The organism is Cytobacillus sp. Hz8, assembly GCF_042263505.1.
Taxonomy (GTDB): domain Bacteria; phylum Bacillota; class Bacilli; order Bacillales; family Cytobacillaceae; genus Bacillus_BE.
In genome coordinates this window covers 160,095-172,111 of sequence record NZ_JBHKFI010000003.1, presented here as the reverse complement: position 1 = coordinate 172,111, position 12,017 = coordinate 160,095, and the positions used below count along the sequence as shown (strand labels likewise).

The 12,017-nt window shown below is 38.7% G+C and carries 11 protein-coding genes; 8 read left to right on the top strand and 3 right to left on the bottom strand.

The annotated features are described in order from the left end of the window. Positions 1–168: 168 nt before the first annotated feature. Positions 169–720, bottom strand: a complete 552-nt coding sequence (locus tag ACE38V_RS05975; protein ID WP_375840294.1) for a TetR/AcrR family transcriptional regulator — start codon at positions 718–720, stop codon at positions 169–171. A 186-nt stretch (positions 721–906) separates the two neighbouring features. Here ACE38V_RS05975 and ACE38V_RS05970 point away from each other — a divergent pair, with 186 nt between their 5' ends. Then, positions 907–1,560, top strand: a complete 654-nt coding sequence (locus tag ACE38V_RS05970; RefSeq protein WP_375840293.1) for an MBL fold metallo-hydrolase — start codon at positions 907–909, stop codon at positions 1,558–1,560. Positions 1,561–1,571: 11 nt separating this feature from the next. Beyond that, positions 1,572–2,669, top strand: coding sequence for an AbrB family transcriptional regulator (locus ACE38V_RS05965; protein ID WP_375840292.1), 1,098 nt, complete (start codon positions 1,572–1,574; stop codon positions 2,667–2,669). Positions 2,670–2,749: 80 nt separating this feature from the next. On the opposite strand, the gene ACE38V_RS05960 is transcribed toward ACE38V_RS05965, so the two are convergent. Further along, complete coding sequence (locus ACE38V_RS05960) at positions 2,750–3,667, bottom strand: aldo/keto reductase (RefSeq protein WP_375840291.1); 918 nt, start codon at positions 3,665–3,667, stop codon at positions 2,750–2,752. A gap of 354 nt (positions 3,668–4,021) precedes the next feature. On the opposite strand from ACE38V_RS05960, the gene ACE38V_RS05955 reads away from it, so the two are divergent. The 4 genes from ACE38V_RS05955 to ACE38V_RS05940 are packed head-to-tail and all read left to right on the top strand — an operon-like array spanning position 4,022 to position 7,458. Next, a complete protein-coding gene (locus tag ACE38V_RS05955; RefSeq protein WP_375840290.1) occupies positions 4,022–4,849 on the top strand; it encodes an electron transfer flavoprotein subunit beta/FixA family protein in 828 nt (275 codons plus the stop codon). Beyond that, positions 4,849–5,883, top strand: a complete 1,035-nt coding sequence (locus ACE38V_RS05950) for an electron transfer flavoprotein subunit alpha/FixB family protein (RefSeq protein ID WP_375840289.1) — start codon at positions 4,849–4,851, stop codon at positions 5,881–5,883. The genes ACE38V_RS05955 and ACE38V_RS05950 overlap by 1 nt, the downstream gene beginning before the upstream one ends. Further along, positions 5,867–7,162 carry an FAD-dependent oxidoreductase gene (locus ACE38V_RS05945; RefSeq protein ID WP_375840288.1) on the top strand — a complete coding sequence of 432 codons (1,296 nt, stop codon included), beginning with the start codon at positions 5,867–5,869 and terminating at the stop codon, positions 7,160–7,162. Before ACE38V_RS05950 ends, ACE38V_RS05945 begins: the two co-directional genes overlap by 17 nt. Continuing rightward, positions 7,162–7,458, top strand: coding sequence for a ferredoxin family protein (locus ACE38V_RS05940; protein WP_375840287.1), 297 nt, complete (start codon positions 7,162–7,164; stop codon positions 7,456–7,458). Before ACE38V_RS05945 ends, ACE38V_RS05940 begins: the two co-directional genes overlap by 1 nt. Before the next feature lie 614 nt (positions 7,459–8,072). Here ACE38V_RS05940 and ACE38V_RS05935 read toward each other — a convergent pair. Further along, positions 8,073–8,408: a hypothetical protein gene (locus tag ACE38V_RS05935; RefSeq protein ID WP_375840286.1), complete on the bottom strand. Its 336-nt coding sequence runs from the start codon at positions 8,406–8,408 to the stop codon at positions 8,073–8,075. 251 nt (positions 8,409–8,659) lie between these two features. Between ACE38V_RS05935 and ACE38V_RS05930 the strand changes: the two genes are divergently transcribed. Both ACE38V_RS05930 and ACE38V_RS05925 read left to right on the top strand, forming a co-directional pair. Continuing rightward, positions 8,660–9,331 (top strand): YdeI/OmpD-associated family protein, encoded by a 672-nt coding sequence (locus ACE38V_RS05930; RefSeq protein WP_375840285.1) that lies wholly within the window; start codon positions 8,660–8,662, stop codon positions 9,329–9,331. Positions 9,332–9,835: 504 nt separating this feature from the next. Continuing rightward, complete coding sequence (locus ACE38V_RS05925; protein WP_375840284.1) at positions 9,836–11,869, top strand: Na+/H+ antiporter; 2,034 nt, start codon at positions 9,836–9,838, stop codon at positions 11,867–11,869. Positions 11,870–12,017: the final 148 nt, after the last annotated feature.

Here is a 12,017-nt window from a genome sequence, read left to right as displayed (position 1 = left end):
ATTTCCAATCCAATTATGAATCGCTTCTTTTACGTTCAATTGTTGATTTAAAATAAAGTCACGATGTTTATTAAAAAGATGCGATGTTTTGAATTAAGTCGCGATGTTTGCAAAAAAGTAGCCTTTATTCGTTAATGAATAGAGGCTGCTCATTTTTGAACCATGTCATTATAAAGCCTTTAAATAATCCTGAATCATGGCATCAAAACTTTCATTCTTCTCCCGGTTGGATTGGAAATATCCCGCTAATTCAAGCGAGACAAACCCATGTACTTGGCTTCTCAGGCTTCGATTTTTATCCAATAATTGATCCTCCGTTAATTGATAGGATTTTAGGATTTGATTTAAAATGGATGTCATCCCTGTTCCTTTATGGAGGGTTTTTACATCAATTAGTTGCGGTAATATGGTCATCGTTTGGTAAAGTTCTGGGTGTTTTAAGGCGTGATTTCTGTATACGTAGGCAAATTCAATAATGGCCTCGTCTCCTGATTTTCCAATTAGCGCTTTATATAAAGTATTTTCTAATTCCCTTAAGTAATAATAAGTAAGTTCTAGCTTTAACTCATTGATATTTTGGAGATGATTATAAATGGATTGCGATCGGACTCCTAAGTAATCGGCAAGCACCTTGAAATTTAAAGAAAACAGTCCTACATCTTCACAAAGGTGGGCGGCGGCCTCCACAATTTTCTCCTTCGTTAATACTCTTTTTTTCAAGTAATTTTCCTCCTAATGTGTGTTCCTTGTTCTAAATTATACTTTATCAATTGTGTCATATAGATAAAATTAATTAACAAACTACAATTCACAGTTTATAATTACATAGTAAAATATTCAATCTGATTTTTACATGTCATCCAAGGGTAAATATCATAATTCAATCTAAGAAAGGTGATGGATTCAATGAACATTAAATGGTTTGGTCAGTCTTCTTTTCTTCTTACTTCAAAAAAAGGAACAAAAATATTAATCGATCCTTATGATCGTTTTCTTGGATACAAAATGCCTTCCCTCGAAGTAGATATTGTATGTGTGACACATGACCATCGTGATCATAATAAAGTGCAAGTTGCTATAGGTGATTATCTTTTAGTGAATGAAGTGAAAGAATATGAATGGCAGGATGTGAAGATTAAAGGGGTCAAAACCTTTCATGATAAAGAACAAGGAGCAAAAAGGGGAGAAAACATTGTCTTTATAATAGAATGTGATGGTTTATCGATTTGTCATTGTGGCGATTTAGGACATCAGCTGACAGAGGAGCAAATCACCAAGATTGGGCCTATTGATATTATGATGATCCCAGTAGGAGGTACGATGACAATTAATGCGAGTGATGCCGCAGTAGTAGTTCAGCAATTGAATCCGGCTGTCACGATTCCAATGCATTATCGAACCAAAGCCATTGGCGTAGCAGGACCTTTCCTTTTCGATAAGGTGGATGATTTCTTAAGACAACTCCCTGCTGTAAAAACCAATCTAAAGGAATTAGATATTGAGAAAGAAACCCTTGAGGATTATCAAGGGGTGATTACGTTTGATTACATTCAAAAATAGGGGTACAAATAATGGATTTTCTTCTTAGTGATTACCGAATTTATAAGATCTTGCTCACACTTGCAACAGCTTTATTTGGTGGATTTCTTTTCTCCGTAATAGGTATACCAATTCCCTGGCTGTTAGGTCCGATGATTATGGTGCTAATCGGCTCTAATGTATTGAAACATCGATATTTATGGTCAGGACGAATCCGTAATTGTGGAATGATTATAGTTGGCTATACGATTGGACTTTCCATGACGACAGCGGCTTTACTCTCGATGGTTCATCAGCTGCCGGCGATGATTGTGATGACTCTTTTGCTGGTTGTGATGTGTGGAGGAATGGCCTATTTATTCTCCAAGTTCTCTGGAATTGACTTTCCTACACTTTTAATGGGGAGTATTCCGGGGGGATTAACGCAAATGATTATTCTTGCTGAAGAAACAAAGGATACAAATTTAACGATTGTCACCGTTTTCCAAGTAATACGGTTGATGATGATTATTATTACGGTTCCATTTTTGATATTTAGCTCATTTCTGGGACAAAATCATGACCATTCGCTAAGCAGCCAAACCTTAAATTCAGTGGCTGGCCATAGCCCTGATTTATTTCCCAATATACTCGTCTTTAGCGTAGTTTGTATTGTATTTGCTTTCTTAGGAAATCGAATTCACTTTCCAACAGCTTTTTTGCTTGGCCCTGCATTTGGAACAGCCATTGTCCAAATCATTGGCCTTCCAAGTCCTCATTTGCCGATGTTCGTCATGGATGCCGCCCAACTCATGATTGGTGCTCATGTTGGACTGATGTTAAAACTGGATGCTCTTCATAAAAAGGCTCAAACGATTGGGTTAGCGTTGGCGAATAGTGTCATTCTTATGCTTTGTTCATTTATCTTAAGCATGATTCTAACAAAATTTTTATCCGTATCCATGTCAACAGCGTTATTAAGTTTAGCTCCTGGTGGCATGGATCAAATGAGTATTATGGCTAGCGAAGTAGATGCGAAGATTTCAGTTGTAGCAAGTTTCCAGCTGTTTCGAACATTTTTTATCTTTTTCGCCGTACCGTCCCTTTTAAAAGTCTTTATTTCTTATTACAAAAAAGAGCCGAGTCATTAAATATAACGTTAAAAAAGGCACAACGATGGGAGTTGTGCCTTTTTTCGATTTGCCCTGTAAATTATGTAGCAAGCTTTTTATTAAGGTAAAATATTACCTGCTGCACGATAAATGCTGTACCATTCCTCGCGAGTTAAATGTATTTCACTTGCTTTTACGCAATCTTTTAATCGAGTTTCATTCATTGTTCCGATAATAGGCTGCATTTGCGCAGGATGTCTCAATAACCATGCAATGGCAATGGTAGTGTTAGAGACGTCATATTTTTTGGCTATTTCATCTATCTTTTGATTTAACTCAGGGAATTTATCGCTACCAAGAAATACGCCTTCAAAGAATCCATATTGGAACGGAGACCAAGGTTGAATGGTAATATCGTTTAGTCTGCAATAATCCAAAATGCTGCCATCGCGATCAACTGCTGATTCATTTTCCATATTGACATTAATTCCATTTGAAATCATGGTAGCGTTAGTAATGCTTAATTGTAACTGGTTCGCAATAAGCGGTTGCTTTACATACTTTTTAAGCAATTCAATTTGCATAGGCTTTTGGTTAGAGACACCGAAATGACGTACTTTGCCTGAAGTTTCTAGATAGTCAAAGGCTTCTGCTACTTCCTCAGGTTCAACGAGTGCATCTGGGCGATGTAGGAGAAGAACATCTAAATATTCGGTTTTTAACCGCTTTAAAATTCCATCGACGGATTCTAAAATATGCTCTTTAGAAAAGTCGAACATTCCTTTACGAATGCCACATTTGGATTGGAGGATAATTTTTTCGCGAATATCGGCATTCATATGAATGGCATCTGCAAAAATTTCCTCACATTCACCACCGCCATAAATATCGGCATGGTCGAAGAAATTGGCACCTTCTTCTAAAGCTGTTTGGACAAAATGCTCTGCACCGGTTTTGTCTAATGAATTAATGCGCATGCAACCAATTGCAATAACAGGAACTTCTAATGTACTACTACCTAGTTTGATTGTTCTCATGATAATTGCCCTCCAATTTTTTGGGAATTTGGTAAGTACGTGAGTGATGTTGACCATTGTAAATCCATTTATAATATCCTCTCACATATACCTGATATGGTGAAACCACTCTATGCGCTCGTTTCTATTTTGACATACTTGTATACTAGTTATCAATATTAATGCACTGTAACCTTTTCTCTTTTTTACCCCTAATATTTCACCAATATTTATCTGTAATTCAGCATGTTAAGTCAAGTCTCTTAATATAGTAAAAGTAAACAGGCTTTATAAAGTTTTGAGTGTAATCAAAGGAAGGCTACTATCTGAAAAGAGCAATAGGTAGGACCTTTCATGAGATAAGGAGGGAATCATGTGCTACATATTGTAGCTTGCATTAAGCAGGTACCTGACACAAAAATTATCAAAATGAATCCGAAAACCAATACCATGGATCGAAGGACAGCACCCGCTATCTTAAATCCATACGACGCTCATGCTGTGGAGGAGGCAGTAAGGCTAACGAAAAGGTACGGAGGAACCGTATCTGTCGTAACGATGGGCCCGCCGCCTGCTGTGAAGGCGATTAGAAAGTGCATTGAAATCGGGGCAGATGAAGGTTATTTAATTACCGACAGGCGTTTCGCCGGGGCGGATACTTTAGCAACGAGTTATGCAGTGACGAAGGCATTGGAGAAAATAGCAAAAATAAAGCCGATTGATCTCATCATTTGTGGAAAGATGAGCATTGATGGAGATACAGGGCAGGTTGGGCCAGGAATCGCCAGACGTCTTGATATCCCACCTTTAACTTCTGTTCATAAGGTGGTAGAAGTGAATCAAGAGGAATGCTATGCGATTGTGCATCGTAAAATTGAGGATGGCTATGAGGTAGTGAAATCCACCTTACCCTGCTTGCTCTCTGTTGAAAAAACAATTAATGAAGTTCCATACTCAACTTTTCCCAATATGTTAAAAGCAGCAAAATACCAGCCTCATATCTGGTCTGTTGATGATTTAGAGGATGTGGATATTAAACAGCTTGGACTAAAAGGTTCGCCAACTATTGTCTCAAAGGTATGGGCACCGCCAAAACCAGAAGGTGGAAACATATTTGAAGGGAACCTTGAGGAACAAGTGGGGCAATTGCTGGCTATTTTATTAGAAAAGAAAGAGCTGTTTCGTGTAAAGGAGGAACATTGATGGATTTCCAGGATTATAAGGGGGTTTGGGTTTTTATTGAGGTGAATGATGGAAGTATTTCACCTGTATCACTTGAACTGTTGGGAGCAGGCAGAAGACTTGCGGACAAACGAGGGGTAGAGTTGGCTGGTGTATTAATTGGTGAAAAAATCAAAAGGCTTGTAGCGACCATTTTTGAGTACGGGGCGGATATTGCCTATGTCTTTGATCAACCGATTTTTAAGCATTACCGCACAGAATCCTTTATGAAGGCCCTTCTTCAATGCTCAAATAAATACAAACCGGAAATCATTTTATTTGGTGCTACATCTACAGGAAAGGATTTAGCCAGTGCCATAGCGACCGATTTGCCAACAGGGCTTACGGCAGATACGACGGAATTAGACGTTGAAGAGGAAACCGGCCTATTACTTGCCAGTCGACCGGCATTTGGTGGCAATATTATGGCTACAATTTTATGTAAAAAGTATCGTCCTCAAATGGCTACTGTTCGCGCAAAAGTCATGAAAGCGTTAACGCCAGAGTCGGGAAAAACAGGGAAAATCGTGGAAGAGATCTGTCTGTTGAAGGAAGAGGATATTCGAACGAAGGTCTTAGAAATTGTGAAAGCAACAACCAAGAAGGTCCGAATTGATGAGGCAGATATTATTGTGGCAGGCGGTAAGGGATTAGGAAGTCAAGAGGGCTTTCAGCTTATTCACGAATTAGCCAATGTCCTTGGTGGTACGGTTGGAGCAAGTCGTGACGTTGTTGAAGCGGGATGGATCGAGCATCATCATCAGGTAGGGCAAACGGGTGTCACGGTTACACCGAAAATTTATTTTGCCATTGGGATTTCTGGAGCGATTCAGCATATTGTCGGCATGAAAAATTCCGGATTAATCATTGCGATTAATTCTGACAAAGACGCTCCTATTTTTCAAGCTTGCCATTGTGGAATTGTTGGAGATGCATTTAAAGTCGTTCCGTTATTAATCGAACAGTTCCAACAGGCTTTATTAAGGGAGGAGGTTCATCATGGCGGAAAGATTTGATTGCATTGTTGTCGGGGCCGGTCCGGCGGGAATATCTTGTGCACATGATTTAGCCAAAGGCGGAGCGAATGTATTATTGATTGAAAGAGGGGAATATCCGGGGGCAAAGAACGTCATGGGTGGAGTCCTTTATCGAAAAATGATGGAGGATATCGTTCCTGAATTTTACAAGGAAGCTCCGCTTGAGCGTCCTATTGTTGAGCAGCGGTTTATGATGATGGATAAGGAATCTGCCCTGAATTTTGGATATAAAGGGATGGAGTGGAGCAAGGAGCCCTATAATAATTTCACCGTCTTGCGCGCCAAGTTCGATCAATGGTTTGCGGATAAAGCAGTTGAACAAGGTGCAATCCTAATCAATGAAACGGTTGTTTTAGAATGTATTGTGGAAAATGGAAAGGTAGTGGGAGTACGCACTGACCGACCGGATGGAGAGGTTTATGCCGACGTTGTTGTTTTAGCCGATGGGGTAAATTCCCTTCTAGCTCAATCGCTTGGATTTCACCGAGAATATAAGCCAGATGAAGTCGCTCTAGCCACAATGGAGATTTTAAAGTTGGATAAAAAAATCATCGAAGACCGATTCAATTTAGAAGAAAATCAGGGCTGTACGATTGAATTATTTGGAGATGCAACGAAAGGAATTTTAGGGACAGGGTTTCTATATACAAATAAGGATTCCTTAAGCATCGGTGTAGGAACACTGCTCTCGGGATTAATCAAACACAAAATAAGACCATATGAATTACTAGAATATGTTAAAAATCATCCGATGATTCGCCCCTACATCCAAGGGAGCGAGCCTCAGGAATATTTAGCTCACTTGATTCCTGAGGGAGGCTATAAATCGATGGGGAAAATTGTCGGAGATGGGGTCCTGGTTATCGGGGATGCGTCTCAATTAGTCAATGCGATTCATCGGGAAGGATCCAACCTTGCAATGACCTCCGGCCGATTAGCAGCTGAAACAATTTTGCTTGCTAAGGAAGCGGGTGATTTCTCAGAAGCCATGCTAGATCGATATCGCGTTCAATTAATGAACGGTTTTGTCGGTCAGGATTTGAAAAAGTATAAGGATTCTACCCATCATTTTGATAAATTCCCTCAATACTTTGATGCCTATATTCCGATGATCAATAAAGCAGCTAGTCAAATGTTTACTGTTGATGGCAAATCAAAATGGGAAAAACAGCAGAAAATTTGGCGTGATTTAGGATCAGCAAAGGAAAAAATGAAAATAGCTCGCGATGTGTATCGAGCCTGGAGGGTGATTAAGTAATGAGTGAACAGAAAAACGGTCAATCCATTGAGGCTAAACAGTATCTTGTTCGCTTTAATGCTGATACGAAATCGCATCTTCATGTGAAGGACACAGACATTTGCATAACAAAGTGTCCGGATAAGATTTGCACGATCTTTTGTCCGGCAGAAATCTATAAATGGGAAGATATTCGCATGCACGTTGGCTACGAAGGCTGTCATGAATGTGGAAGCTGCCGCATCGGCTGCCCGCATCAAAATATTCAGTGGGAATACCCTAAAGGCGGTCATGGGATTGTGTTTCGCTTAGGATAATTATGAAAAATCGATGAAAAGGGCTAACGGGTTTAGTCCTTTTTATCCCACTCTTAACGGACAGTAAGACTCCCACTTCAAGATTCTGAGAATACGAAGAAGATAAGTGGGAGATCAACTGTCCGTAAAGGTCCGATAAGTTCAACTAACCATCAGTGGGGGGATGAATGAAAACCCCCACTGATGGTTAGTTGAACTTTATCGTTTGACTAAGTGGTTAAAGTGAAAGTTTACATGTGAATATATGGGAAATTCTAATAGAAGAGTGTCTCACATACCTTTTAGGGAAATTCATTTTGAATTCAGTGAAAGAGAAAATGTGATTTATTAGAGGATGAGGAGAATGAACGAAGCTTTTTAGAAACTGAGAAGTAAAAAGGAAATAAAAAGACAAGCTTACACGCCGCCGAATCTAAGCATTTGGCTGTTGCCTTGAAAAGAAAAGCTGAGCATTGATAAGACTTTGTGATGGATATGGCGCGGACCCGAAAACAAATGGATTATTTTCGAATGAATGGGGGGGTAATTAGATTTTATTCCGAGGGAGAAAGGAAATGTATGTACTTTTTTCACAAAACTAGTTAAAAAGAATTCAAAAAAATGATTCTTTTTTTTTATGCTTGGTAAATGCTAAAGAGCTCGTCATTTTTCGCTAATAATTCCAGCCTCCTTGAAAAGAGGAGAGCTTCATTGAATGAGTGAAAGAATGACGATCGATAGAACGGCCTTGTGAAGTTGAACGTTCCGCTCGACCTTGAAGGAAAGATGATGACCCTCCATTGAGTGGTTTTCTGCTCGAGTTCACTCCCTTCTAACCCAATCAACCAGTGAGTGCAATGTTCAAACATTTGTGATAGCCGATCATCCATTTGAATGGCTTCCCAATCCTTTGTATTAATGAGGATGGGGGTTTTTTGATAAAACTCTCTAAAATTCAGTAAATCTGTCAACCATATCACGCTCCTTTTATAAAAGACTGTCGGGAAGATTGCTTGAAGCATAAGGAGTTTGTTAGTAGGGGTTATTAATAAATATATGTAAGAATGTGAAAAAAAGATGGGTGTTTTTGAAAAAATAAATAGATAAATAATGTAAGAAAACTTCAAATTTCATCAATATTTTCAATGCGGAAATATTGCCATTTCACACGGGAGATTTTAAACTGAGAAGGTAAAAAAATTTGACTTTTTAGGTGGATGCGATGACGAAAACGATAGTGGAGAAGCTTAATTTACAAAAGTATTCAAAGAGAGCTGTAGTAAATGTGCCAAAAGGAACGAATTATTTTCAGGGGCTTGAGGGATATGATACCGAGCTCAGTGATGCTTCCTATGATCTTATTTTTGCCTTTGTTTTAGATATGGATGCTTTTAAGGAATTACTCCAGATGATAATAGATAAAAATTATTTAAGTCAAAATGGATATTTGTATGTGGCTTATCCGAAAAAAGGCAATAAGGTGTATCCGACCTATATTCATCGCGACGATTTATTGAGTGGACTTGGGGCGAATCAAGAAGGCTATATTGGGACAAGTCCTATTAAGTTCGCTCGTATGGTAGGTTTGGATGATGTATTTACCGTGGTGGGGTTAAAAGAGGATTCAAAGGCGAAAAATAAACCTGCTATGAAGGTAAGTCAGCACGTTGACGATTATATTACCTTCATCCCAACGATTGAAAAAGATCTACAGAATCATCCTGAATTACTCGCTTTCTATCGGGCACTTACCCCAGGCTACCAAAAGGATTGGGCACGATATGTATATAGTGCAAAGCAAGAGACTACAAAGGGGAAAAGGCGAGAGGAAATGATTAAGATTTTAGGAGCTGGATACAAGACTCGGGATGCTTATCTTAGAGTTCAAAGATAAATGAAGGATTTGATCAGTACCGAAAGATGGTGCTGATTTTTTTATTTACGATTGTAAATCTATCTATAGAGAAATTTTATTTGAATTCTAACGAAGGGTAGTCGATTCATAATATAACTGGTGTGTTATTTAGGGTTTTTCAAGAGACTATCACAAATATCATGCGTCATTCGGAGACGACGTTTGTTAGTGATTAGTTGAAAAAGGTCGAGGTTCAGATTTTTATGTTGATTCGGGACAATGGTATAATGAAAACCAGTCAAAAAATTGGAGTAGGATTTGGCTTGTTTTCGCAAGGGTTGTTGTTATTTCGAGCGGACTTCATTTTATCTTTCACAATAGGACTTCAGATTCGATTCCTTTGGAATTCTTTTGAGTTGTCCAAATGAGTCTCTAATTTTATACGCACAAAAGTTTACAATAAGAGTTAAAGAAAAAAATAAAAAGGTATATAGAATGCGGCTTAAGCGCTCATTAGTTTTTTTTTTTGAAAGGGGGAATTACATGGATATTCTCATGACAGTCATTTTATTACTCGTCTGTTTACTACTTTCGAATATCTTCAGTCATTACATACCTTTTATTCCCACGGCGTTAATTCAAATTGCTTTTGGTATGATCATTGCTTTGCTATTTAAAAAGATTTCATTTGAAATAGAGGCTGAGTGGTTCTTGTTATTATTTGTGGCCCCTCTTCTTTATAATGATGGACGTCATTTTCCACGGGAGGAATTGTGGAGGCTGAGGTCATCCATTTTTGGAAATGCCATTATTTTAGTTCTTTTGACGACGATTGCAGGAGGATATTTGATTCATTGGATGTTACCGATGGTTCCACTTGCAGCAGCGTTTGCTTTAGCTGCAATTTTATCGCCAACAGACCCTGTGGCAGTAAATGGAATAGCCAAAAGAATTCATATTCCTGAAAAGGTCCTTCATCTTGTGCGCGGAGAATCTCTTATCAATGATGCCTCTGGCTTGGTTGCTTTTAACTATGCTGTAGCCGCTGTCGTAACAGGGTATTTTTCCCTTAGCGAGGCGTTGCTTAATTTTTCCTTCAAGTTTCTTGCTGGGGCCATACTTGGCTTGCTTTTGGGTTTAATTGTAACCTGGATACACTTCATATTGCGGAAGCAAGGAATCAATGATGTTACCTTTCATTCCTTGCTGCAAATTTTGACTCCATTTGTGATTTTTATTATTTCAGAAGAACTTTTGCATGCCTCTGGGGTCATTGCTGTCGTCGTAGCAGGGATTATTCACTCCTTAATCAGTGAAAGAACAGAAACGATGATTGCTCAGGAGCAGATTCTGGTAGAAAATATATGGTCGATTCTGTTATTTATTTTAAATGGGATTGTTTTTCTGTTATTAGGGCTTAACATCCCATCTTCTATGATTGAAACGGTGAAAAACCCTTATATAGGAAACCTTAGAGCGGTTAGTTGTGTCATTGCCATTGGAGTCGCTATTCTAGCCATCCGCTTTATCTGGACTTATGCATTTTCCTATTATGAATACCTCTTTGCGAAAACAAAAACGGTCGAGAAGCCTGATTTGAAAACAGCTCTGTTTATTAGTTTAACAGGGGTCCGCGGTGCAGTCACAATGGCTGGTGTTTTATCTATTCCATATGTCATTATGAGCGGTCAGGCATTCCCAGAACGTGCTTTCATCCTTTTTATTGCTGCAGGAGTGATTTTATTCACCTTGGTTGCTGCGACTGTCTTTTTGCCCCTTCTAAGTAAGAAAGAGAGTGTTGATGGTGAAAAACAGAATTTGATGGATTTGAAAGAGGCGAGAGGCAGGCTGCTGCTTGCAGCTATCAAAAAAATCCGCTTGGAAATGAACGGGGAAAATGAAGCTGCTGCCTATGAATTAATGGATGAGTATAATTTCATGTTTAATCAAATACATCCAGAACCAAATGCGAAAGAAAAAGGGAGCATTGGATATCAGCAAAAAATGAGAAGCATCCGGTTAATGGCATTGAAGGCAGAAAGAAAATTTCTCCATAATGCTGTATTGAAAGATGGATTGGATAAAGAAATTTATGAGACATTTGAGAAATCGCTCGACCATCGGGAAGAGGTTCTTTCTAATAATGTTCGGACGGGAATGAGCTTTTTGCTTGGACGATTTTTAAGACTCTGGTTCTGGCACAGGGGGCATTCACGTGAGGATGAGGCCAAACGTCTAGAAACTTTTCGCCTAGGAAGTGTTATTCAGTTACAATCCTTCCAAGCCGCTCTTGAGTATTTAGAAGAATATGCAAGAACAGGTGAGCAAACTGAAATTGTTCAAGCGGTGATAGTGGACTATAAACGCCTGATTGATCGCTTAAAACGACCAAGGATTCGAAATAACGAGAAAACGGAAGAGCAAAAAGAAGAATTGCGGATAAAAGTGATGGACATTGAACGTTCGGAAATTCAACGTATGTTTGAATCAGGAGAAATTACAAATGATCAAGCAAGAGAATTAAGGAGCTTCGTTAACTATATTGAGAGTATTACTTTATATGAGTATGTAGAGTAGCAGAAAATGGGGATAAAAGAGTCGTGTGTAAGAATATGAAGGGGTTGTTCTCTTTCGATTAAGAGGAGGAGAGCACTCTTTTTTTCTATATATGAAATTTTCTATCCTTATAAAAGATAAAGTATAAATATAAGGAAAGCCAATCCTC